The following is a 25,204-nucleotide window of genomic DNA, read 5'->3' on the forward strand; positions in this document are numbered from 1 at the left end:
TTACATCATAACGACATCAAATTGTTCCTGGACATACAGTGGTTCAGGTTGAATTTTTACTTCTTTTCCAATAAAGACTTCAAGCTCTGCCAATGCATGTGACTCTTCGCCGGTCAGGGTATCTGAAACCGCAGGAGACGCATACACAACGAACTTATCAGCATCGTAAGCGCGGTTTACACGAGTCACTTCACGTAAGATCTCATAACACACAGACTCGACCGTTTTCACTGAACCACGACCTTTACAGGTTGGACACTCGGAACACAGAACATGTTCAATACTTTCACGAGTTCGCTTACGTGTCATCTCAACTAAACCCAACTGTGTGAATCCATTGATGTTCGTTTTAACTCTGTCGTGAGCGAGCGCCAATTCCAGTGAAGTGATCACTCGCTTACGGTGTTCATCTGACATCATGTCAATGAAGTCGATAATAATGATGCCCCCAAGATTGCGCAGCCTAAGCTGACGGGCAATGGCTTGAGTCGCTTCAACATTCGTATTGAATATGGTTTCTTCCAAATTTCGACGACCAACAAAAGCACCTGTGTTGATATCGACTGTTGTCATCGCCTCTGTCTGATCGATAATAAGATAACCACCCGACTTAAGCTCAACTTTTCTGTCTAAAGAACGCTGAATCTCATTCTCGGTATCGTACATATCGAAAATAGGCTTATCGCCTTCGTAAAGCTTCAGTTTTTCATGCAGCTCAGGCACGAATTCCGATACGAATTCTCTAAGGTTTTCGTACACAAGTCTTGAATCGACTTGAATGCTATCGAGTTCTGTTCCGACAAAATCGCGTAAAATTCGCTGCGCCAAGCCCAGTTCACCGTAAAGCGTCGAACGAGTTTTGTATTTTTTGCGGCGCTCGATGACTTTCATCCATAAACGCTTTAGGAAAGCGGCATCTTGAGATAATTCTTGCTCATCCGCCCCTTCAGCAGCGGTGCGAATGATAAAACCACCGTGCTCATCGCAATAACTGGAGACCGTTTTTTTCAATCGTTCGCGTTCATCTTCGCTTTCTATACGTTGAGATACACCCACGTGGCTTGCACCAGGCATAAAGACTAAATAACGGGAAGGAAGCGTAATGTCTGTCGTAAGGCGAGCACCTTTTGTGCCAAGCGGATCTTTTACGACCTGTACGACAATGTCTTGCCCTTGGCGAACCAGTTCAGAGATGTCTCTGACTTGGAATTGCTGCTTTTCATTTTCAGCAACACATTCTGTATGCGGGACGATATCAGAAGCATGTAGGAAAGCGGCTTTTTCCAAACCAATATCAACAAAGGCGGCTTGCATTCCTGGTAATACTCGGCTCACACGACCTTTGTAAATATTACCGACTATGCCTCTTTTCGACTCTCGTTCAATGTGAACTTCTTGTAGTATTCCACCTACAATCATCGCTACCCGAGTTTCGCTCGGAGTAACGTTTATCAACAACTCTGCACTCATTCGTGTGCCTCAAATTAAATTAGAAAAACTTGTGCAAGAGCTGGTCAGTTTCCATCAATGGTAGCCCCATAACGGCATGGTAACTCCCTTCAATGCGAGAAATAAACTTCCCACCAATCCCCTGAATTCCATAACTGCCAGCTTTATCGCACGGTTCGCCTGTTTCCCAGTAACTTGTTATTTCTTGTTCTGACAGGGATTTAAACCATACGTTTGTTTCAACAAGTACAGACTCGCTGCGAGTTTTGTCTAATACAGTCACGGCGGTTAGCACCTGATGACTGCGTCCTGACAAGCGGCTCAACATAGTTCGTGAGCATTCAAAATTCTCTGGTTTCTCTAGCGCTTCACCATCAACGACGACAATGGTGTCAGAGCCAATAACAATATCTGCTTGATCGGTCATCAATAAACCGGCTTGCGCTTTTTCTTTCGCAAGTCGTACCACATATTGGGAAACGGACTCACTTTCGCTTTTTTCTTCTAAGATATCGGGAGAAACCGTGTCAAACGGGTAGCCCAATTTACCAAGCAATTCTTTTCGTCTTGGTGAGCTAGAAGCTAAGGTTAACCTGCGCTCTGTCTGGGACATACCTTTTTCCTTATCAATTACCGAATATGCCAATGGCGTCTCACTCGACGCAGCAAAAGGAATATCCATGGCCACAAAATACAGTTCACTACCGCAGCCCACAGGGACAGTGGATTAAACGTAACATCCTGAATGAGGTATTCACCAAAGAATTCCAATAATTCAGCCAATGCCGTCAACGCACCGATAATAATGGCTTGCTGCCACAGTGCCATGTTTCTTAAAACAAGGAAGTTCATGGCCACTAAGTAAACGGTGATTGACATCATCATGCCACGTATACCTAGAGTGGAGCCCAGTAGTAGGTCCCAAATCAACCCAAGTACTAACGCAGTACCCACGTTGACTCGATGCGGCAAAGCTAACACCCAGTAAAACACGATGAGTAACAACCACGCGGGGCGGAATATTTCAAACATCCCCGGCCAAGGAATGGACTGAAAGACTAAAGCAATAAGGAAAGTCGCCCAAATGACCATGCGCCCTCTTAGAACACTATTCGCCATCACTCACCTCACTGACAGATTCACTGCTATTTTCATTTTCCGCAGGTTGAGCATCTTGCCTATTTTCACTTGGCCAAACCAATAGTAGATAGCGTAATCGGTCAAATGCCACCACGGGCTCCGCTGTGATCGACGCAAACGGGCGGCGATTGTCTCGCTCAACCGTTGTGACGTAACCAACTGGATAGCCTTCAGGGTACCGATCCCCTAGACCAGAAGTGACCAGTAAGTCACCCTCTTCAATTTCCGTACTACTTGGAATATGTTCAAGTTGTATGGTATTGATACTCCCGTTACCTGAAGCAATAACACGAATATCATTTCGCACCACTTGCACGGGAATGGAGCTGTTAGTATCAGTGATCAGTAAGACACGGCTATTGTGAGCAGCAACAAAGGTTACTTGACCAACAATGCCTTTCTCATTGATAACAGGCTGACCAACATACACCCCATCAATTTGACCTTTATCGATCACCACTTGGTGGCGATAAGGTGAAGAGTCCACAGCCATCACTTCCGTCACCACCTTTCTTTCATCACGAATAAAAGGGGAACCTAGTAACTTTCTTAAGCGTTGGTTTTCTTCACGGTACTGATCTAGAAGGGTCAAATTGCTTTTAAGCCGAAGCACTTCTCGTTTCAACGCTTGGTTGGAGGTGAGTAGGGTCTCGCGCGTGTTCATTCGCTCGTACATGCCATCAAACATGGTACGAGGTAAATTCGCCAAATATTGGATTGGCGCAACGGAGCTGTTTAAGAAATAACGTACGCTGGAAAATGTGTCTAAACGACTATCAGCCAGCATAAGGCTGGCTGATAGTATGACCGCAAAAAACAGACGCAGTTGCAGGGATGGTCCCCTGCCAAATATCGGTTTCATCGCTGTTTACCCGAAGTTAAAAGCAGCAAGGCTTACTCTTCGCTAAACAGATCGCCGCCATGTACGTCGATCATTTCTAGCGCTTTACCGCCACCACGAGCAACACAAGTCAGGGGTTCTTCTGCCACAACAACAGGAATACCTGTTTCTTCTGTCAGAAGACGGTCCAAATCTTTCAGCAGTGCACCACCACCAGTAAGAACCATACCATTTTCAGAAATGTCAGAAGCCAATTCCGGCGGACACTGTTCAAGTGCAACCATGACAGCAGAAACAATACCAGTTAGAGGCTCTTGAAGTGCTTCAAGGATCTCGTTGGAATTCAGTGTAAAGCTACGCGGCACACCTTCAGCTAAATTGCGACCACGCACTTCGATTTCTTCTACTTCATCACCTGGATAAGCGGAACCGATTTCGTGCTTAATTTTTTCTGCTGTCGCTTCACCAATCAAGCTGCCGTAGTTTCGACGAACGTAATTGATGACCGCTTCGTCGAATCGGTCTCCACCGATACGAACAGAAGAGGAATAAACCACACCGTTAAGTGAGATAACAGCAACCTCTGTTGTACCACCGCCGATATCGACAACCATTGAACCTGTTGGCTCTGATACGCGTAAGCCAGCACCAATTGCTGCCGCCATTGGCTCATCAATCAGATAAACTTCACGTGCGCCCGCTCCCAAAGCAGATTCACGAATGGCTCGACGCTCAACTTGAGTGGAGCCACACGGTACACAAACCAAAACGCGAGGGCTTGGTTTCAACACGCTGTTGTCATGTACTTGTTTTATGAAGTGCTGAAGCATTTTTTCAGTCACGTAAAAATCAGCAATAACCCCATCTTTCATAGGGCGGATTGCCGAAATATTGCCCGGAGTACGACCCAGCATTTGTTTCGCTTCGTGCCCTACAGCTGCGACACTTTTTGCGGTACCAGCGCGGTCTTGTCGAATGGCCACAACGGAAGGTTCATCAAGGACAATGCCCTGACCTTTTACGTAGATAAGAGTATTGGCTGTACCTAAATCGATAGAGAGATCGTTTGAAAACATGCCACGAAGTTTTTTAAACATATTCTTCGTTCATCCTGCAAGCATTAAGAAGACATAAAATTGCACTAAATGTACCAATGCCTTGCGTTATCAGCAAGGCATTGACATGTAAACATGGGCTGAATCTCGCTTTTTCTTGCAGATTCTTTACTTAAGCCCTCATTTTTAATGTTAAGCGGTGAAAACATCAGTTTTATCGACCAGTGATTCTTGGCTCTCCCCGATAAATGATCCGGTCATTTCCACGGTAAGTTCCAAAAGTGATAACTGCCGAAGGTATTTCATCCCCAACACCTCTCCAATTGTATTTCAACCAATATTGATTTCCTGACGAGCTCCAACATTCTATGTTGTTATCTGTTGGGTTCACTTTTACGACCTGCCCGGTACCAATTCTTAACCATAGACGCACTTGTTCTCTTATAGTGGCATTTTGTTTCGCGATTAGCTCATCACTCTCACCATGGGACACTCTGCCAGATTCATTGAAACTTGCTGTTGAAAGCTCACTGCCGACACTGTTCCATATTGTTTGACGACAGAATTGATTTCCCACAAAGCTGCTTTTACTGTCGTCATTATTAACAATAAATTCTTCGCCACTCCAAAATTCAGTACGCATGGGTATTGATACTCGACCATTCGATTGTGTACCCAGATCTTCCAAAATCATACGGCCATATCGAACGTCTGGCTGTTGAGGTAAACGTATACGTTCTTCATCCGAGTTAGCGGAGAAACTCACAGGATCCACACCTCGGATTTCCAACTCGATCTCTGTTGTTGTTGAATCAAGCTCCGTCAGGGTTCCAGAATAATTAAACAACTTATCCGGATAAGTTTGAGCAATGCTCACCATTAAACGTGACCAAGTGACATCATCCGATGGATTGAAGCGCCACACTGCATCGCTGCCCCACAACTCACTTCCAAGATCGGAGTCCTTAATGGAAAGGCGGTCGGCATAATCCCCTTTTAGCGAGAAAGAGGCTTTTAATTGTTGGTTGTAGTGTTCTCCGTAATTTAATGTAGAGAGAGGTGTATTCCCTTCCGTCATAGCTGACAACGCTTTCACTTCAAACTCTACCTCTTCGAACGGTTGGTTCATATAAACAAAATTATTCTGCCCTGTGGGGTAAGTAAATTCTGCTTTTTCTAGAGAGAAATGAGATGGGTAAAAGCGACCGATCGGGTGCTTAATAAATGGTACAGACATGCCGTTTAAGTAGTTGGGCTTTTCAACCCACATCTGAATACTGCCAACTTCAGACCATCTAAAGCTTTGATCGGAAAGTCCCCATTCATTGAAGTTCACGGATATCGGCAAATAGCCATTACTTGAGTTGCTTATCTGATTCGCCATCTCAAGTATTCCTTTGTGCCCAGAGGAAGGAGTATGAAGGTCAAAATGCACATCAGCAGAGACTTCAAAACCGGTCACACTGTCCTCGAAACACAAGAGCGGATCCATGTAACCGCTATCAGGCACACCATCGTTATTAATATCAGCGCTGGAATACCAGCGTAAAGCCCTTAGTCGCGAATCCACAAAGTTACCTGAACCAGTAAATTTATCACCTCCACTTGCGGTACCAGAAGGGAACAACTGAAAAGAGCCACCTTGTGGAGCATGACAAATTGATAAAGCGAAAGGGCGGCTATTTATGGTGGCGCTTCCTGCTAAACCAGACCACGAAGGCATACTGACTTGTGATGGTTGCCATTTAGCATCCGCCACGTGGAGCTTGAACTGACCAGCTGACAAATAAACACTATCTAAGACTGCAACACCCTTATCAAACTGAATATTGGGTATCGTTTCTCCAGCAAGGGGATCGCTTCCTTTCGGAATGGCAGTATTGTGGACAATAAGAGAATTGTTGTTATTGATAATTGATGGGGCAATCAGCTCATAAGACATATTCAACGATTGCGTGCCTGCATAGTCTTCAATCGTTTGACATTGCCTAGGGTTCGCTGCGTTTGATGCGACTGCAGACACTTTAACACTAAAGGGGCGACTTGCGACTTGTCCTTTATTGCCGTCGACTCGGTTTTCATCGGTAACTTTAAAACCATACGGAACAAATTGATATGGTCCGGCATCCGCAGACACATTAGTATTCTGGAGTAACTTCCCTTGAATGTGGACTGGAGATAAAGAGGTACTCGACAATGTTTTTGTCACAATCGCATCTTGCCCCGCTACAAATTCATGGAAGAAAGGTGTCGAACATCGAACGGGATCAGAACCTAAAATCCAACAAGATTGCCCTGCGGTATTATTGGGAATGTCTACACTAAGTGTGCCCGAATAGTTATTAAGCAGCTGCTTTGTGGCTTTATCCACCAATTTAAACGTTACCGGGATCCCGTCACAGGCAAGTCCAGTGGCAGTCGCAGGTGTAATCACTAATTCTGGTTCTGAGAAGCACTGGCTTTCACCCGTGATTTTAGCGCTGTTCGACATGTTCAAATTAAGTGCGGTAACAGCACCATAAATATGAACACTATTGGACAAGTTAACCGTCGCTTCACTGTAAATAAGCCCTTTAAGCTTGTCATTTTTAGTCAAACTAATAACACAGCCACCAGCTGGACAAGAACCGCCACTCTTTTCCGGATTATATCCCACGATAAATAAGTGATCCGGATTACCCATATTATTAAATTTGGAGTCGTTAGAAAGTGTCAATTTCTGTACGTGCATTACCACCTTCCCTTGAATGTTAATTGTTGAACCACTGTTGATATCTAGATTTTCAAAATAGTAATGACCCGATTGAAGAGTCACATTGGAACGCCCGATATTCAGTGTTTTTGAACGCAGTGGCGACAGTGTGACCGTTTCATCCCAAATATTAGGGATCGATGTTTTGAGTGAAAAATCAGGCAGTTTATCCATAGAAACCTGATAGTTGGCATCATTGGCGCAAGTACCACCATCGCAATTTGACTGATTGTTAAAATTAGAAGATGAGAAACCAACAGTACGCTGACCATTGATCAATCGAGCATTTAAGATAGAAGCATTGTTGGACATGGAAATTTGGCTGTTACGCCCCTCTTTCCACCCTTGGGCAGCAGATGGAAACAGTGTGCAAACATTAAACCTTGGGGTTGGAATATTTTGCTGGCCAAAAGCAAAATACCCTACCTCTTCATCCGCATGTGATCGCTTGGATTTTGACCCAGATTCCGAAAGGTCTTCATCAATGACAAAACTCACTTCGTAATCACCATCATCGTCGTCATCACTGGAATCACCTTCACCGGACAATTTACAACGCCGCAGCCACCCACCATGACTTCCACTTCGTTTTTGTTTATTGGCAATGATTCCTGGCTCTGAATTATAGCCATGTTCGAGTTCTTCTAGGTCATTACAGGCATCTTGTATCGGAGTGTTCACACTGTGCTCATTCACCTCGATTTTTCCAAACTCGTAACGGACACCATCGGCTATACCTTTCCCTTCATTACTAACTAGGAAAGCAATTTTCTCTGTATTCGTAACGGGGGTATTTCGATTCACTCGAGTTAGCTCTAAAAACAAGTCTATAGAATCGTTTTTAACGTTTTTAATACCCGCGGTCATCCATCGGTCGGTTGGAGAGTTGATTTGTGCTAAAGCAATAGGTTCATCAAATGTCGTATTTGAGAAGACGGAATAACTCACTTTCACTTTATTGGGGGTACTGCTGGTTTGATCACCACGATACGCTTGTGTGTAAACATAACCAGCGACTACTTTATGCGCTTTGGTATCGTCATCGTCATCATCGTCGTCGCTTCGACTCACAAATGTCGCCGTGCCAGGTTCCATCACCAGATAGCTTATTGAGTCCATCAGCACTTCATCCATGCCATTGTATTCTGCAGCCGTGGGGGCGGTATCCTGAATAAAGCTGACGGACTGTCTTGTAACCGATGTAACGGATAACGTAGCAGGCTTATCGTTGTCGGCATTATTTGAAGCAACAGTTGGCATTAAAAATACCAATGGCTCCGTTCGATATTGTTTCGTGAATCGAATACTGCAGCCACTTTTACAATTGGCACCTTGTAAACGACCAAATTCATATTGGGCATCATCATAGCCCATTTTCACACGAGGAATTGAAGGGCAATTTCGCCCCTTAGATATACGGAAGTTATTTGCAGAAAATTGATTTCCCAGTACGCGGAGATTCAAAAAAGGGTTGCTAGCTGAAACGCCAACAGCCGTTGTTAGGTTGAAATTCGCTTGCTCTTTTTCTTTAAAACCATCAACAAAGTACTTTACTGTACCCTTGATGTTATTTTGATTGTTTTGATCAGGAATAAACTGAACTTTGTACTGCCGTACTTGAGGGTCAGCAACATGCCGCGACTCATAGATGAATGGACTGTACCGTTGGTATGTGTTGTCATCCGTCCAAAATGGATAAAATCGAGAACCCTCTAAACGAGCTCGATTACTGCCATCTGAGTCCATATTAAAAACAAAGCAAAATCCATCGTTCGCATTGACGTTTGCTCCATTAAGCACTTCTGTCGCCGCGATCGAATGTAGTGGAAATAGGATAAAAAGCAGAAACAAAGACCACTTGGCTTGAACCAAGCGAAAAGCATTCAACATCATGAGGTCTATTCCATGGCTTTAGCCCAAACTTCCTGTTCTCGGCTAACTTCAAAGGTATTGCTTCCGCCACATACCGCAACGGAACTGATTCTATAGAATGTTAGATCACCAGACCCACTTTGAGCGCAAGTGATATTTAATGAAGAGCAAGGAACGTTAGAGTTTATACGCAACGCCTCTTCAGCTGCATTTGCAGCGGTATTTAAATTTGTGCAACGAGAGGTTAACTGAGGTGTCCCCGCACTTTCATTTAATGGGTACATGTAAGTCAAGCCCCACTCGTTACCGGAGTGAGCCAAAAACCACGCTTGTGTGCCAAGCACCTCACGAGTCAGAGTATCTTGGTTTGACCACTCCAAACGAACTAAAGTTAGCGCAAGCATACCCATCACAACAATAACAAAAATGGCAATAATCAGCACGCTGCCTGTCTGGTTCTTTTTATGGGACATTAAGCACCTGCACATCATGATTGTAGTGACTTTGTTCACCATCGCTTTCGAATAAAATATCCATGTGGACTAAGCCACCACGCTGTAATGACATTCCATCGACAGCGAATGCGGCGCTGGTGGCATTTTCGCCTACCTGGACGACCGTTCCAGCATCTCGAGTAATTAGACCAGTTCCTGTATTCACGCAGTACTCGACTTGCTCTGAGGGTATGTAAATATAGTGTCGGTTGGCAATTGAGTTGCTCGAAAATGACGCAGAGAGACTGTAGATCGCACCGCTTAAACTGGCCCCAGTTAACAATACTGAAGCAGAAGAAGGATCGACCAAATCCGATATTTGACTTGGATTAATCACCAAACGGGCTCCAGCGCTGATTGCAGCATTCATGTCCGTCTGAGTAAAACCGTCATTGCCCACAATAAACTGCAAAGTATCACTGCCACCACTTATCGAATCAATTATCTGGTAAAAGCCAGAATATCGAATGGGATAGAAAGACACACACGAACCGCCACTTGAAGTCGCCAAACTATTGGGCACGGCATGCCTTATTTCACGGGACATTTTTTCAATAACAAATCGCGCTTGATTGTGCAGAGCCTGCCTTCGAGTCGTATCAGCATAACCTTGAGCGCCAATCTTAACGAATCCAGCAATGCCTAAAAACATGATAGAGACGATCAGTATCGTGACGATCATTTCCATCAAAGTGAACCCTAATTTTTTCATTAGTAGTTCCCCTTATAAGCACTGAATCGAAACTCCCCATACTGCCCAGCAATAACCGTTAAGGTAATTCGTTTATATCTATGTAGAGCATCAGCAAAACCAAGGTCACTGCTCGGAACGTATACGACGGCAACTTCAGTTCTAAAATTTGGGTAGTCATTAGCGATGTCAGAGCCAAAAATGTCATTAAGGCTGCCACGAGCATTCAGTACACAATCCGATGCGTTGTTATTGGTATGCCAACACCCAATATAATCATCAACATCATTAAACGTAGCCGTCGTTTCTCCGGTTTCTGGACCTAACGTTACCGTACAAGTTGGAGCCCCAGCTTCATCGCACCGAATGATACTGCCATTCGGATCACTCACATGGTCAAACCCTCTCGCTAGAATTTCAGTCATGATACTTTGAGCCAAAATAGACGCTCGAACTTCATATTGTGAATGCGCGGAGTTTTGAACACGAGGAAAAAGAATAGAAAGCAATACCGACATCGAAATGCCTAAAACAATGATGGCGATAATACTTTCAACCAGCGTGAAACCACGTTGCTTAACAGCCATAAACAAACCCTTCGCTGTTAATGCAAACTTGAGCAGACTCTACGCCGTTGGAAATACCAATAGAAATATTGCCCCCTGCAACAGGTGTGGAGCAACCAGAAATACACGTTGGAACACCTAACAGATCAAACTCGACGATCATACTTGCTGGTGTAAATGAGAAGGTTTGATCTTCAATGAAGACAAAGTTGCTTCGATTATCTGCAGTGCACCCAGTGCCAGAACCCAAACAATTGCCAGAAACCACCAATCGGTATTGGCTTTGATCGCCAGAGTAGTCAAGAGAAGGTAAATTGGATTGCATTCGACCAAGCTGAATTTGCCGAATGATAGAAATGGATTGCTCTTGAGCGGCGAAAGAAGAGAAGCCTGAAACGCCTACATACTTGCTGGCAGCGTATGTAGAGATTATACCTAAAAGCACAATGACCACCACGAGCTCTGTAAGAGTAAATCCAGCTTGTGAAGAAAACCGTTTATTGTCCACACCACTAACCATGAATTCACATCGCTCCGAACAAAAGCAAGAGAGCTTTCAATTGGTATCCATTAAACAACAATAGAATTAACCAGAGGTAAAAAACTAACCTCTGGTATTTTGATTAACAGCCTGTAGCTACGACCGTTATTGTTGGTGCATTGTCAGCATCCGCTGCTTCTGTGTAGGAAACATAACAGTTTGTGGCTTCAATCGTTGCTGCGGTAGTTAAAGCAGGCGTAGCGTTAAAGGTAACGTAATATGATGAACCTGCTGTTCCAGCCCCTGACACGGCTGTATCCCAGTCAGCTGGTAGCCCTTCAACAGCAAGTTGAATTCCGTTAGTTTCTGCACTTGGGTAGCCAAAATGAGTGTTGATGCCACTTGCAACAGGCGTTGTTGTAGCGCCTTTACTCACACCTTCTTCGCCTTCTATAGCAGACTTACCGTAAACGATACCTGATGCGCCGTTCATTGCACCTTTCAAGCCTTGAAGAGATGAGCCACGCGCATCACCTTGAAGGTTTAAAAACTTAGGTGCAGCGGTTACCGCTAGAATACCCAAAATAACAATTACAACCACTAATTCGATTAGGGTGAAACCGCCTTGTCTTTTCATAGTCACTTCTCTCTATGTTTAGATATTAACGCTGTAACCAATTAAGTTACTGCAATTCTACGGTCACACGACCAGTTTTTATTTCATACACAAACTTATGATCACTGCCTTCTTGCTGTACATAAGAACAAGTACTCTCAGAACTGTTTGCTTCAGCAGTGTATTTTAAATCAGCTAGGTTACTACTTGCGGCATCCCCAACTTTTGGTGGATTTTGTAGCAAATTCTCCATCAAGTTCACACAATCGGATGAAGATATAGCCGACGGAGCAGCAGTTTGCCCCGTTGTTTTTAAAGCAATCGGATAGCCATCTCTGAATGAGCTGTCATTGCCATCGTTATCAAATGAGCGGGTTAGCCAGAACTCCACACCATCATACTCAATGTAATGTTGCTTACTATTTCCTGTACCCACTCCCGGTCTGCCTTTCGCTTCCCACTGCGCTCGAGCAGAGAGAACACCTGTGGCATATCCACCAGCAACCGCTTCAATACTTGCCTTTTTGGCTTCATCGGTGACATCTAAAAACTTGGGCAATGCCGCCGCAGCTAGCAAGCCAAGAATAACAATCACTACAACCAGTTCTACTAATGAAAAACCGAACTGCTTTTTCATTTCTTCACCTATTTTTTTACTCATTCCTGAGTGATTTCATTATATCGCACACCCACCAGTAAGACTATGATTTAGGTAATTTAACTGCCTATTTTATAGTACTTATTGAGAGCTTCTTCTCATTCAAAACCAAGTCCAGCACCATTTCTTCATTAAATTTATATCGACAATGGTATGTCGGATAACCAGAAAGTATTTGTGTTTCTGGTGCTGCTAGATAGGTACTTCCCAACCTAGGGTACAATGTTTCCAGCCACCATTTGCAGTTCACTTCATTACCATGCAAAGGTAATACCCATCCGTTATCATCTAGCTGAACTTTTCTACCTTCGTACTCAATAAAACTTGGTTGCTTACTGATAACCCATTGCTGCCTATAGGCATTTGCGCGTTCAGTAATTTGGTTCTCCAGCATCAAAAAAGTGGTGCCAGAAGCTTCATCGTCAATTTTTTGCCAATTGAAAGCCAAAGTGGCAAGCAAAATGCCTACCAAAAAAGTCCAAATGGCAAATGCAGGAACGGCTTTCCCCTCCATGTCAATTCGCCCAACTATTTTTGAATTGCATCCAACATGCCCCACATTGGCAAGAAAATCCCCATAGCTAAAATCAAAACCATACCCGCTACAATAGTCAGCAGTAGAGGCTCTATTCTTGCCGTTAATGTTTTCAGGTCGTAGTCCACTTCACGATCGTAGAAGTCTGAAACTTCAAGCAATAGCTCATCTATTCGACCTGTTTCTTCTCCGACAGAAATCATCTGTATTACCAAAGGTGTAAAAATTTGACTCTGAATTGCCGTTGACGACACTGTACTTCCCGCTTCAATTGCCGATTTCATTTCCAAAATTCTAAGCTCTAAAAATCGATTTCCTAGAGCTTCGCCTGACAAAGCTAAAGACTGATTCAACGGAACCCCAGATTTCAACATAAGTGCGAAAGTTCTGGAAAATCGTGATAACTGAGCACGATTCACAATATCTCCCACAATTGGGAGCCTTAATCTAAATTTGTCCCACTTTTCTCGACCATCAGGTGTTCCAATCCAAGCTTTCATGCCAAACAAGAATGCAAAAAAGGCAATAACTAACCATACCCAATAATTGACAAAAAAGTTGGATGTACTGATCAAAATCCTTGTAGGTAAAGGCAAATCCACACCAAATCTTGCAAACATCGTGGCAAACTGCGGAATTACTTTAACATTCAACACTATCATTGCAATTGAAATAAAACTCAAAACAAAAATAGGGTATCTCATCGCCGTTTTTATTCTTTTTCGCGTTTCCAACTCTTGTTCATAATATTGAGAAAGCTGCAACAAGGCTTGATCTAAACGACCCGTATTTTCACCAACATTGATCATTGAAATAAACAATGGGCTAAATACTTTTGGGTATTGCTGCATGGACGAAGACAAGTTTCGACCATTAGTCAATTCATTTCCGACATCTTCCAAAGCCTGTTTGAGTTGCTTATTCCCACAGTTTTGAACCAATCCTTTGATCGCTCTTAAGATGGGTACTCCCGCTTTCGTCAAGCTATACAGTTGTCGGCAAAATATAACGAACACTTCCAGCGGAATAGACGGTGTGAAAAGAGCGGAAACATCGAATCCGGCACCGCCTTCTGCACTTTTGCCTTGGCTTATCGAAGTTGGTATTACTCCTTTGCTTATCAATGCTTCGGCTGCGAGCTCTTCGGTTGGAGCGTCAACCTGCCCTGCCACCTTACTGCCTTGTAAATCTCTGCCTTGGTATTGATAAGTCGCCATGCCGTAACCTTAGAGCAGAATCGGCTCGATGGTCGCTGAAGAGTCGCCTTCACCGAGATTCATAACTTCATCTAAACTCACCACACCTTTCAAAGCGAGCTCCATAGAAGAAGCCAGTAACGGTTTATACCCTGGTGCTCTGCGAGCTTGCTTTGCAAATTCCACCGCATCTCCTGAACGAAGTGCGTCCATCATATGCTGTTCAAGCTCCAGTAATTCAAAGACCCCTACTCGACCTCGATACCCTGTTAAATTGCAGTTTTGACACCCTCGCCCTTTAAAGAAAGTGGCATCCGCTTGATTTGGGAATCGGCTTCCGAGCCATTGCTTTCGAGACTCATCGACATGATCGTGAGTACTGCAGTCTGGGCATATTTTTCTTACTAGTCTCTGAGCCAAAACCGCTCTTACCGCACTGGCGACCAAGTAGCCGGGTGCCCCCATGTCCATCATACGCAGCGCACTGTCGATAGCATCGTTTGTGTGTAAGGTGCTTAATACTAAGTGACCCGTTAATGCAGCTCTTAACCCAATCTCCACCGTTTCTTGGTCACGCATCTCCCCCACCAATATAATGTCGGGATCTTGGCGCAAGAATGTTCTTAAAATCTTAGAGAATCCGAGATCAATCTTGGTGTTTACTTGAACTTGGTTAACGCGTTCAAGCCGATACTCAACGGGATCTTCCGCTGTTATGATTTTCTTGCCTGGTTCATTTAATTCGGAAAGCGCACCATAAAGCGTGGTTGTTTTACCAGAACCCGTCGGCCCAGTAACGAGGATCATGCCATGAGGGCGTCGGAGCTGTTTTCGCAATCTCAGCAATAAATCTTCAGGTAAGCCCGATTCATCGAGTTTTCTAACGCCAGCAGATTGGTTGAGCAGTCGCATAACCACCGATTCGCCATGCTGAACGGGCATCGTGGACATACGAATATCTACAGACTGACCTTTCACGCGAATATTGAAACGACCATCTTGAGGTAAGCGTTTCTCTGAAATATCCAGATTCGCCATCAATTTGAGCCTCAACACGAGTGCTGACGCAATATTAACCTCATTCAACAGTGTTTCATGAAGCACACCATCAACGCGCTGTCTAAGTCTTAGTACATTTGAATCCGGTTCAATGTGAATATCGGATGCGCCAACTTGAATGGCATCTTCAAACAGAGAGTTAACCAGTTTTACAACTGTAACCTCTTCACTGTCTTCATCGTCTCCAAAAGAAAAATCGAACGTATCACTCACCTGGTGCTCAGCTTGAAGCTGCTCAGCAAACGAGGCAATTTCTTTTGTTCGGCGATAGTATCGGTCAAAGCCTTCTACTAACTGCTTTTCTGGCGCGATTACAAAATCAAGCGCGTATTGTTGAAGCTGGCTTAACAGCGATTCTTGAGCAAATAAATCAGCGGGATCACTCATCGCAACACGCAATGTGTCACCCTGACGACCAACAACTAACGCTCTCAATCGACGAGCATGCACCTCTGGTAGTATTTGAACGGCATCAACATCCACATTCGCCCGACTTAGATCGATTAGCGGCACGTTAAGCTGCTGCGACAGGAAGGTCAGCATTTGCGTTTCAGTTAAGAACCCAAGCTGTATTAAAGTATCACCAAGCTTTCTGCCTGTACTCTTTTGGTGACCTAAGGCTTCTTCGACTTGATGTTCTGAGATGATGCCTTCTTCAACCAACAAATCACCAAGACGTTTACGTAGTTTAATCTGCATTTGAAGACGCCTCTCTGTCATTGATATAAGCAATACGCTCACGAATAAAACTGTTGGTCTGTGCCGACAAACCTACTCGATTAAGTGCTTTCTGATATGAGTCCTTTGCTTGAGAATATTGAGCACTGCGCTCTTGCTGTATTCCAAGCCCTAACCACCACTTGCCATTGTCTTTATCTCTTCTCACTAGCATTTGGTAACTTTCAAGTGCAATCGGGTAGTTTTTGAGTTGTTGTGCTAAACCCGCTCGAGCCGCGAGGTAATCTTGCTCGGGGTTAGGTGGCAAATGCTCAAGCACCCCCAAAGCGGCCTCATTGATGCCTTCTTTTACCAATATATTCATTGCTGCAAGCCTCAGCACTTGGCTATCTCGGTCGAGCACGATACCTTTTTGTAATACCTCTAAAGATTGACGTACATTGCCACGCCCATAATAAAGTGCCGCCAATTTTTTACGTACCACTTCATCTTTAGGAACGTAGCGCAGAGCCGATTGATACCCTTTTATTGCTCCATCAAAATCATTGGCATCTAACGATTTTTTTGCCCTCGACAACGATTTATCCGCTAGCTGCTGAGGAGTAAGTTCAACTTGCTGAATCGCCATTTCACCATCTGTTATGGGTTGTGGTGGTAGCTCGAATTTATCTGTTTCTGCTATCGAAGAGGTATTTGCCAATTGAACTTTAGGTGCTTTTTCAGAAACGACCTTCGTTTTTTCCGGCTTCACCTCTTTCTTTGAAGTGGATGTTTTTTGAGGAGTAATTGATTTCTGAGAAGTAACGGCTTTTGCAGCTTCTGTTTTTTTCGTTATTTGTATTTCCTCTGCCTTAACCTGCTCTGCTATCGGCTTAGACACAGATTTTGGTTCGCCAATACTTTTTTCTGACTCGATATTTGCGACTTGAACAGCATCAGGTACTGGTGATACTACTGAGCTCATTAAAGCTTCAGGATCTTCCGCAGCCTGATCTTGATATATGTTAGTTACCGACTTAGAAACCGTTTGCTGAGTTGGCGAAGCAACCTCCATGGTCACAGGTTTTGCCGAGTCAGAGGCGTTATCAAGATTGCGCTTTTCAGGAATTTGAGCTATTTTTTGCTCACTGGTAGATTGACTCAAAGTAAACCAAGCTCCCCCAGCAATCAGTAGGGCGACAAATAAGACAGCCCAAATAGCTTGCGGACGTTTTTTAACGGGAGAGACATCAACCTTTTCAATACGCCCTGAAGGCGATTTCTTATCTGACATTTCAGATAATGCTTTATTGATAACGCTCATGATACCCCCCATCCCCATAGAAATGGCTTTTTAAACCGGGGCTTGACTGTATCTAGCGTATCGTTAATCGCATTATAGACGTGCTCCATATGGATATGAGTCGCGTTAGCCGTAAATGCCAACAAGAGTGCCTTATGGCAAACTTGGTTAATTAAGCGTGGAACACCGCGTGACGCTTTCCAAATCGCTTTTTTTACTTTTGCATCAAACAGATTGACGTTTCCACCGCTCACCTGAACGCGATGATCGATATACGCAAAGGCTTCCTCAATAGAAAGCGGCCTTAATGTTGCACTAAAGGAAATACGTTGACGCAACTGTCTAAGGTGGTGGTGCTCTAATCGCGCATCAAGCTCGGGCTGACCTAGCAAAACGATCTGCATTAGCTTAGCTTGTTCCGTTTCAAGGTTTCCAAACAATCGGATCGCTTCTAGGGCTTCATCACTGAGACCTTGCGCTTCATCGATCAGTGCTACAACACGCTTCCCATTCAGGTGCAATTTTAATAATTGCGCTTGGATATCATCGACCAAGCTATCGCTGTCTCGAATTTCGACTTCGAGCTCTTTTGCGATCGCAATTTTTAGTTCTTCACCTGTAAGTTGTGGGTTAGGTAAGTACACCAACGAAACTTCATCAACTAATTGGTTAATGAGCATCCGACACACCATGGTTTTCCCTGTGCCCACTTCCCCAGATACTTTTATAACACCTTCACCCATGTCAATAGCAGACAAAACGGTTTGGATCGCCTCGTAATGCGGCACTAACCCCTGAAACAATTCAGTATTGGGGGTTAGCGAGAAAGGCGCTTGTTTAAATCCAAAAAATGTCTGATACATAATTATTCTTCAGGGAACCACTCTTGTAATAAGTCTCGTGAACGTTCTAATTCTTGCTGCCATGTATTCACGCCAACCACGGTTGGTCTTAGCAAAATTACCAGCTCTGTTTTTTGAGTAAGCTTGGTCACGTTTCGGAATAAATGCCCCAACCCTGGAACATCGCCCAAGAAGGGCACTTTGGAAACTTGATCCACGGTGTTTGACTTCATCAAGCCGCCGATTACGACAACATCACCATCTCGCGCTCGAATGACCGAGTCCGATTCACGAATCGAGCTCTTTGCTAGAGGGACTTCGTATTTTTTACCTTCAAGATTGATGACTTTTGTCTGCGTTTGCACATCAATTACCGCAGGGTGAACATGAAGAAGAACAAAGCCATCATCATCGATTTGCGGTGTTACATCTAAAGAGATACCGGAGAAAAATGGCGTGAGCTCTATGTCCGGCGCAACATTCGCATTATCACCGCTACCGACCACACTAGAGATATCGGTAACGAAATACTCATCCGATCCTACCTTTATCACAGCTTTTTGGTTATTCGCAGCGGTAACCCGTGGACTTGATAAGACATTGAGATCACCTTGGGTACCGACAAAACTCAATACACCATTGAAATCACCATTCTGTATGGTGACGTTGGTTTGCCCTCCGAGCAATGAGCCAATGGCATCAAGCCCGGGTAACGCAGGAATTCCATCCGCTGGATTGAAGCCACGACCAATCGACACACTCGCGTTGCCAAATGTTGACGTTAGACCACTCCAATTTATCCCTTGCTGATAGCCATCAGACAGCGTGACTTCAAGGATCTTTGCTTCCAATATCACTTGTCGCTGCATGCGCTGCTGCGACACACCAAGGAATTGCCTTATCTCTCTTATCTCGTCAGGGTATGCTCGAATCGTTAATACACTGGCTTGAGGTGAAACAACTACACTACGACCATCCCCTGTACCAATGAGTGTTTGAGCGGCTTTTTCTAGTTGAACCCAAAAATCACTTTCACTGATGGTTTCTATCTCAGTGCCACCGGTGGGAGAGGTACTGGAGCTACTGGACGAGCTCGAATTATTTGACGAGCCTGATGAACTGGAGCTGTTGCTTGATGAACTAGAGCTGCCTCCACCATCCTTGCTGGTAATGGATCCGGTTGTAATAGAGGTAAGCGAACGCCCTAAGCGTTTAAATTGAAGGTAGTCAATTGGAATAGTTTCGGTACGTAAGCCAGCCGGGTAAACCTGAATGAGCTTTCCACTTTGGACGACCTCAAAGCCGTAAAGATCACGAACCACTTTAAGCACTTCGTCTAACGTTACGTCGGTCAGATTAACGGTAATACGCCCCGCAACATCAGGGTGGATCGCTGCGCTGTAGTCCGTCCCTTTAACAAGGCTTGCAAAGAAGGTTTTTGCCTCGACACCATTAGCTTGCACTCGAAAGCGCTTCAAGGTTGGAGAAACCGCAAACTCTTCGTTTGCTAACTCAGGCATCAAATCAGCCTGAACAGAAGCAGGAAGCTCATCTAAGCTTTTGCTACTCGCTTCATTGATCACTTCATTAAGCGCTTCTTTAACCTCGACAGGCTCCCGGTGCCCCATGGAGCAAGCCGTTAGTGACGCGATGATGGCTATTACTACAATATTACGCATAATGTCTATGAAACCTTAGTGTTTAATGTCAGAGGGAAATAGCTCTAGTCGCCATTTTTTCCCGCTCTTTATCAAATCTACAAATTCTGGTTCGATCCTGTTGGCCAGATACCCTTGAATGTACTTCCCTTTCTCTACAACTTTATCATTTAAGATGGCATAGCATGGTGCACCTTCTGCACAAATAATAGATTGCAGTGTCGGTACTGGTGCGATTGCTTTTTTCTTAATTTGTTTCTGTGTTGTTGTCTTTGGTGCTTGCCAACCAAGTGGAGCGGTAGGATCTTGGTTAGCGTACCCAAAAGAGCTAAATATTATGGCTAAAGCTAAAAAAATTCTAACCACCGATAAACTCCTGTCCTGTACCTAATGTATAGACAATAAGAACCAAACGTGCTGACGGGTAATCTTCAACTTGATATTGATAGCTGCGCCAAAAATACGTGGTGGGCATACTCTCAAGTTCAATTAAATAATTTTTTATATCAAAATATCGACCTGTAATTTCAATTTTTACAGGATGAATGTAGTAGCCTACTGCTTGAGAACTTCCACCAGCGATGATGGGTTCAGCAGGCAGAGAGTTTAGACTTTCTAATTTTAGCCCTTTACTACTAACGAGTACATTTTCTAACAATTCAGCCATTTGGCTTGGAGTAACTAAAGATTCAACCAACAACTCCAAACGCTCGGATAACTGTTGGCTGTGTTTTTTTAAACGAGCAAGCTCTTCATCAACCTCTTTGTTTGGATCAGTTCTAAGCTGTTTATTGACCGTTGCAATCAAGTCTTGGGTTGTTTTTATTGCCTGTGTTAAAGAAGAGTACTCACTGTTTTGAGAAGCTTTGACTTTGAATGACGGCTCCAAAAAGAACGTCAATATGATGAAGAAGATCGCGACCCATCCACCAGCCGTAATTAACCATTTCTCTCGGCTAGAAAGAGCTGAAAACTTCTCACTTAAATCTTGAAGAAGTGCCATTACTCACCCCCTCTTTTTGCTTGCAGCTCAAACGTCACTATATCGTCGTCATTTCTACCAATATTGAGCTGCTCAAAATTACGGCCGACTAAATCTAACTCATTTCTAAATTGTTTAATCCAGCCAGGAACTGCACTTGGCGTTCGAGCTAGACCTGATACATTAAGTGTGTTCTGGCTAATGGTTATTTGGCTAAGGGATATATCATTTCTACCTAACCGAGATAACGCACTCATGATACCCGAGTAACCCACTTGCTTTTGATTATCAAACTGCCCAACGGCATTAAGAGAAGCTTCTTTTGCTTTTATCTCTTTTTCAATTCTGACCACGGCGTCGAGTTTATTTGGGGAGGGTTTATGCTCACCCAACATAGTTTTCAGTTCAGATAACTGAGTTTTAAGTACCTTGGATTGATCTGACAAACGTGTAATTTTCGTTTTTTCATTACGAATCTGATATTCATTGAATCCGTAGTAGCCCAGCATGACTAATCCAACGATCAACCAACTTGCAGCCACAACAGGCAAGGTAAAGAATTCTTTTTTTGGCTTTAGGTGTTCTGGGTATAGGTTGACATGGTATTGGGCGCCAAGAGCGTAGTGAGAAAGCACTTCCCCACAACGCTTGTCTTCATCCATTAACGTTCCGACTTTGACACTTAACCTTTCTTCCAATGCAGAAGTCAGTTCTTCATCAACTTCATCATCGCAACATATAAACAGTTTATGGAACTGTGCCTGTTTGATTTGAGAGCTGAGATAATCGATCGAACGTTGCATTTCGAGTGCAAGTCCATCAATTTGCAGGCTACTTGCTTGAGGACCCGTAAGTGGGGCTGACACTCCACGAATGGTCCTGTGAAAGCATATGTCTCTGCCAACGTAAGCATTGATTTTAAAATTGCTGTGTGCACTTTGGTGGAGCAATAAAAAATCTTCGGCTTGCTGGTGAGTCTGCCCCCAAACTTCATCTTCGGGTAAAATTCTGTCTAACTCTACTTGGCTTTTTTCTAATATAGCCAGTAGTGGGGTGAGTATTCTCTTGCTCAGTACGTATGCTTGGATCTTATTGCTGTTAGGTAATGCGATGCCGTCCGCAACGATGTCTGATACTCGTTCAGCGATAAGATCTTTAAGTAAAAAAGGAAGGGCGACTGACCATTCTTCTTCTGGTAGCTCAGGCCGTTCAATTTGATAAGTTTGATAATGATGGGAACCTAAAACAATAACGACGCTGGAATTTGCGTATTGTTCTTCAGCCAAAAGCTTGAGAAGTGTTTTCTCCCAACCTTTCTCTTTTACTGAGAATGATTCGACATTATTGTCAAATGAGCAGTAAACGGCATCTTCAAGGAGAGCGATACTCACCTTTTTCGTACTGGAACTTTTTCCTTTCAAGCGTTCTAGCAAAGAAACCATTTTATTCATTAGTTACTGCTCATATTTTCTGTCGCCATCGATTTCTGCGACCAATTTTAACCTTTGATGCAAGACGCTTAGGAAAGAGCAGCTCTTCTTTTTCGAAAAACCGACCTTGTCCCCCATCAATGCCCAAATTTTGCAAAGCCATCCATTCAGAATTATTTTCGACCCCAACAGCAATAACTTTAGTTTTACTGTCCATGCAAGCGCCAATTAAACTTCTTATGAACAACTGATTTTCTTGTCTTTGGTCTATTTTTTTTATCAAACTGCGATGCAATTTAAGATAGTCAACATCCAAATCTTTTATGTAATGTGTACTTGCAATTGTCCTGCCAGCCTGGTGGACTATAATTTTGCACCCCAATCCAGAAATCATACGAATAACTGGGCGTACATAATCTAAATTTTTTACCAAACTACTTTCTGAAAATTCAAAGCTAATACTCTTTCGTATTTCACTTGGTAGTTGTAATAACTCATCTCGTAGCCAACGTGTGTAGAGTTTTTCTTTGAATGGAAGCACATTTATATTTAAAGAATAACATATTCTTTCGTTTTTCGTCTTTAACCAGTCAAGAATTTCTTGAATTACAACACGATCCATGGCGGTTTCATAACCAACTTGTTCGATAGCTGCCATAAATCGAGAAGCTTTTATAATTGCACCACTTTCATCTTTCAATCTTAGAAACAATTCATGATGTAATAATTCTTCTTGTTGATTCTCTCTTATAAAGCATGGTTGTGAATATATTTGTATATTAGACGAGCAAAGTGTTTTGTCGAACAATGTCCTCCAACGGACATTTCCTCTGGCAATATCTTTCTTTTGCTTTTTATCAAACCGAGACCAATTATTCGCTGACTCTATTTGTGCTGTTTTCAGCGCCGTTTCAGCCTCATCTAATATATAGCCACGCCTTTCCCCTTCAGAATATAAACTTGCGCCGATATGACACCAATTATCAGGAGATAATGGCGAAAGTGGCTCTATTTTGGAAATCTGCTTAATAACTTGGCTACAAAGTGCTTCTATTTCTTTGCTGCCTTGATGAGGAACCAAAATGGCAAAGTCAGACTCGTAATAGCGTGAGAAAATAACATCCGGAAAGCGCTGAACAATGTTTGATAAGCTTTGCCCAACTTCAATAGTAAATTCATCGACGGAAACCTTATCGTTGAATGAGATAACATCATCCCAAGCTTTGATTCTAAATAATACAATCCCGCCGTATGATCCCGCTTCTTGTAAACTTGCCTCTAACTTTGAGTCAAAGAGTACCCGATTAGCAGCGCCTGTAAGTTGGTCTAAAAAAGTATGTGTGCGAATAAAGGTATCAAAGCGGCTACGCTCTTGGCGCGAATCTCTCAACTCTTCGATTAACTTATCTAACGCCTCACTTGCGGTGAAGGGCCACTCTCGCAGATCACCTTTGGCAAATTCTTGTGTTTTGCCTGCTAAGATCATTCGCCCTCTTTCTTCTAAAAGTTCAGAGCCATATAGCTGCTCTTTCAGCCACTTAATGCCCTGTATTAAGCAAAAAACAATCAATAAAACCGCTAGCGTAATCGAAGACATCGCACCAACAGAATACTCAAGCCCAACATAAGGTGGCAATACTGTAAAATGAATCTGATAACCTGAGTGGTGCTGTAACGGATAAGTGAGTTGTTGAGCGCGTTCTACTTGCAAAAATGAGCGAGTATCTTTGTAGTGATACATCGAGCCTGATGGCGAGGTAACGTCCATTTCAAGTACATTACTTGCCTGAAGTAGCTTTGGCAGCCATTTAGCCATAGATTCTGCTGCTTCAGGGTTATCCAGTTCAGAATCAACGACGTCTGCAATACCTGAAATATAGTGGTGGACATATTCCTGTCCTATTCGCTTGAACGAAAGCGTCCCACCAATAAAAAGGATGAACATTGCGCTGACGACGATCATGGTTACAAATGCAACCAATCGAGTACTTAATTTGAGCGTGGGGGTATATCGCATTGTCAGGCGAATTCCTTTTCTTGCTAGTTCAAGTAAGACTTCCTGGCTCTGTTGAACGAGTAACACGAAGTTTCATTTCCTAAGAATCGCACAATCGATATCATGCCCAAGTAGCCTAATACCTTGAGGTTACTTGGGTATATTGTGAATAGGGAATGGATGATACACAAGTTATTCAATGAAAAACCTAAACAAAAGCCGCGAAAAATCGCGGCTTTGTTGAATATTGCGAAATGCTCAAAGACTGAGATTCGTTTATTCTTCTGTAAATTTATAACGGTTGTGATGACCTTAAGCAAGGAAAACAAAAACCAACCCATTATTAAACAATCAGTTAAAAGCCTAAAACGTAAAATTTGTTAAGTTTTTCGTTAAGTTACTAAGTATTAGCCCCTAAACTTTACAATTCCTTGCTTTGAGGGACGAGTATAACGCTTTTATAGTCGTTCCGAAATTCACGTCTCATAATCCCTGCTAGCACCGATACATTTTAGCCACTCGAAGTTGGTATTAGCTACGTCTAACTTTGTAGTGGTCTAGTAGATCATTAGACCACTACACTTCTGCACCTTCGCAATACTGGTTATAAGTAGTTACGCTAAAACAACCAGAGACATAGACCTTTCCCTAAAAACAGATGATCAAACGAGTTACCTAATCATTACCCACAACACTTGAACTTATCACTTTCGACAGCTCGAAACTGGACATAAACGATTTAGGTTCTTCCTCTAAACCGCCTCCAAGTTAAACCGATAATAATTGATTTGACTTATACCAACCTTTTCAATAAATTAGTTATCGGTTAGCGCGACCAGTCAGCCTACGGACGAAGCGAAATGCAGCGCAGGTAAATCCAACTACCACCATCTGATTAAGTATCACTGTTCTTGTGGTACGTAGGCACACA

Annotated in this window: 22 protein-coding genes; all 22 read right to left on the reverse strand. The window is 43.4% G+C overall.

Annotated elements, in window-relative coordinates; all coding sequences use genetic code 11:
* Positions 1-1,470, reverse strand: coding sequence for a ribonuclease G (gene rng / locus CW749_RS16655; RefSeq protein ID WP_101113392.1), 1,470 nt, complete (start codon positions 1,468-1,470; stop codon positions 1-3).
* A 19-nt stretch (positions 1,471-1,489) separates the two neighbouring features.
* Positions 1,490-2,062 (reverse strand): Maf family protein, encoded by a 573-nt coding sequence (locus tag CW749_RS16660; protein WP_101113393.1) that lies wholly within the window; start codon positions 2,060-2,062, stop codon positions 1,490-1,492.
* 17 nt (positions 2,063-2,079) lie between these two features.
* Positions 2,080-2,568, reverse strand: a complete 489-nt coding sequence (gene mreD, locus CW749_RS16665) for a rod shape-determining protein MreD (RefSeq protein WP_101113394.1) — start codon at positions 2,566-2,568, stop codon at positions 2,080-2,082.
* The gene (gene mreC / locus CW749_RS16670) at positions 2,558-3,451 is read right to left on the reverse strand and encodes a rod shape-determining protein MreC (protein WP_101113395.1); all 894 of its coding nucleotides are present in this window, start codon (positions 3,449-3,451) and stop codon (positions 2,558-2,560) included. The genes mreD and mreC overlap by 11 nt, the downstream gene beginning before the upstream one ends.
* A gap of 32 nt (positions 3,452-3,483) precedes the next feature.
* Positions 3,484-4,527 (reverse strand): rod shape-determining protein, encoded by a 1,044-nt coding sequence (locus CW749_RS16675; RefSeq protein ID WP_101113396.1) that lies wholly within the window; start codon positions 4,525-4,527, stop codon positions 3,484-3,486.
* A 172-nt stretch (positions 4,528-4,699) separates the two neighbouring features.
* Entirely contained in the window at positions 4,700-9,130 is a 4,431-nt protein-coding gene (locus CW749_RS16680; RefSeq protein WP_101113397.1) for a DUF6701 domain-containing protein, read from the reverse strand.
* A 5-nt stretch (positions 9,131-9,135) separates the two neighbouring features.
* Positions 9,136-9,582, reverse strand: coding sequence for a hypothetical protein (locus CW749_RS16685; RefSeq protein WP_101113398.1), 447 nt, complete (start codon positions 9,580-9,582; stop codon positions 9,136-9,138).
* Complete coding sequence (locus CW749_RS16690) at positions 9,572-10,315, reverse strand: type II secretion system protein (RefSeq protein ID WP_101113399.1); 744 nt, start codon at positions 10,313-10,315, stop codon at positions 9,572-9,574. Before CW749_RS16690 ends, CW749_RS16685 begins: the two co-directional genes overlap by 11 nt.
* Complete coding sequence (locus CW749_RS16695; RefSeq protein ID WP_101113400.1) at positions 10,315-10,881, reverse strand: prepilin-type N-terminal cleavage/methylation domain-containing protein; 567 nt, start codon at positions 10,879-10,881, stop codon at positions 10,315-10,317. The genes CW749_RS16690 and CW749_RS16695 overlap by 1 nt, the downstream gene beginning before the upstream one ends.
* Positions 10,871-11,368: a type II secretion system protein gene (locus CW749_RS16700; RefSeq protein ID WP_101113431.1), complete on the reverse strand. Its 498-nt coding sequence runs from the start codon at positions 11,366-11,368 to the stop codon at positions 10,871-10,873. Before CW749_RS16700 ends, CW749_RS16695 begins: the two co-directional genes overlap by 11 nt.
* Positions 11,369-11,483: 115 nt before the next feature.
* Positions 11,484-11,978: a type II secretion system protein gene (locus tag CW749_RS16705; protein WP_101113401.1), complete on the reverse strand. Its 495-nt coding sequence runs from the start codon at positions 11,976-11,978 to the stop codon at positions 11,484-11,486.
* Positions 11,979-12,024: 46 nt separating this feature from the next.
* On the reverse strand, positions 12,025-12,594 hold the full coding sequence (locus CW749_RS16710) for a prepilin-type N-terminal cleavage/methylation domain-containing protein (RefSeq protein ID WP_101113432.1): 570 nt from the start codon (positions 12,592-12,594) through the stop codon (positions 12,025-12,027).
* Positions 12,595-12,682: 88 nt separating this feature from the next.
* The gene (locus tag CW749_RS16715) at positions 12,683-13,129 is read right to left on the reverse strand and encodes a hypothetical protein (protein WP_101113402.1); all 447 of its coding nucleotides are present in this window, start codon (positions 13,127-13,129) and stop codon (positions 12,683-12,685) included.
* Between the two features lie 14 nt (positions 13,130-13,143).
* A complete protein-coding gene (locus tag CW749_RS16720; RefSeq protein ID WP_101113403.1) occupies positions 13,144-14,367 on the reverse strand; it encodes a type II secretion system F family protein in 1,224 nt (407 codons plus the stop codon).
* A 9-nt stretch (positions 14,368-14,376) separates the two neighbouring features.
* Complete coding sequence (locus tag CW749_RS16725) at positions 14,377-16,104, reverse strand: GspE/PulE family protein (protein WP_101113404.1); 1,728 nt, start codon at positions 16,102-16,104, stop codon at positions 14,377-14,379.
* Complete coding sequence (locus tag CW749_RS16730) at positions 16,094-17,386, reverse strand: tetratricopeptide repeat protein (RefSeq protein WP_101113405.1); 1,293 nt, start codon at positions 17,384-17,386, stop codon at positions 16,094-16,096. Before CW749_RS16730 ends, CW749_RS16725 begins: the two co-directional genes overlap by 11 nt.
* Positions 17,383-18,228 carry an AAA family ATPase gene (locus CW749_RS16735; RefSeq protein WP_101113406.1) on the reverse strand — a complete coding sequence of 282 codons (846 nt, stop codon included), beginning with the start codon at positions 18,226-18,228 and terminating at the stop codon, positions 17,383-17,385. The genes CW749_RS16730 and CW749_RS16735 overlap by 4 nt, the downstream gene beginning before the upstream one ends.
* 2 nt (positions 18,229-18,230) lie before the next feature.
* On the reverse strand, positions 18,231-19,886 hold the full coding sequence (gene mshL / locus CW749_RS16740) for a pilus (MSHA type) biogenesis protein MshL (RefSeq protein ID WP_101113407.1): 1,656 nt from the start codon (positions 19,884-19,886) through the stop codon (positions 18,231-18,233).
* Between the two features lie 15 nt (positions 19,887-19,901).
* Positions 19,902-20,231 (reverse strand): MSHA biogenesis protein MshK, encoded by a 330-nt coding sequence (locus CW749_RS16745; RefSeq protein WP_101113408.1) that lies wholly within the window; start codon positions 20,229-20,231, stop codon positions 19,902-19,904.
* Entirely contained in the window at positions 20,224-20,868 is a 645-nt protein-coding gene (gene pilO, locus CW749_RS16750) for a type 4a pilus biogenesis protein PilO (protein WP_101113409.1), read from the reverse strand. Before pilO ends, CW749_RS16745 begins: the two co-directional genes overlap by 8 nt.
* Positions 20,868-22,298 (reverse strand): MSHA biogenesis protein MshI, encoded by a 1,431-nt coding sequence (locus CW749_RS16755; RefSeq protein ID WP_101113410.1) that lies wholly within the window; start codon positions 22,296-22,298, stop codon positions 20,868-20,870. Before CW749_RS16755 ends, pilO begins: the two co-directional genes overlap by 1 nt.
* Before the next feature lie 10 nt (positions 22,299-22,308).
* Positions 22,309-24,294, reverse strand: a complete 1,986-nt coding sequence (gene csrD, locus CW749_RS16760; protein WP_101113411.1) for an RNase E specificity factor CsrD — start codon at positions 24,292-24,294, stop codon at positions 22,309-22,311.
* Between the last annotated feature and the right edge of the window lie 910 nt (positions 24,295-25,204).

Origin of the sequence: Vibrio sp. vnigr-6D03 (assembly GCF_002835515.1) — a bacterium.
Taxonomy (GTDB): Bacteria; Pseudomonadota; Gammaproteobacteria; order Enterobacterales; family Vibrionaceae; genus Vibrio; species Vibrio penaeicida.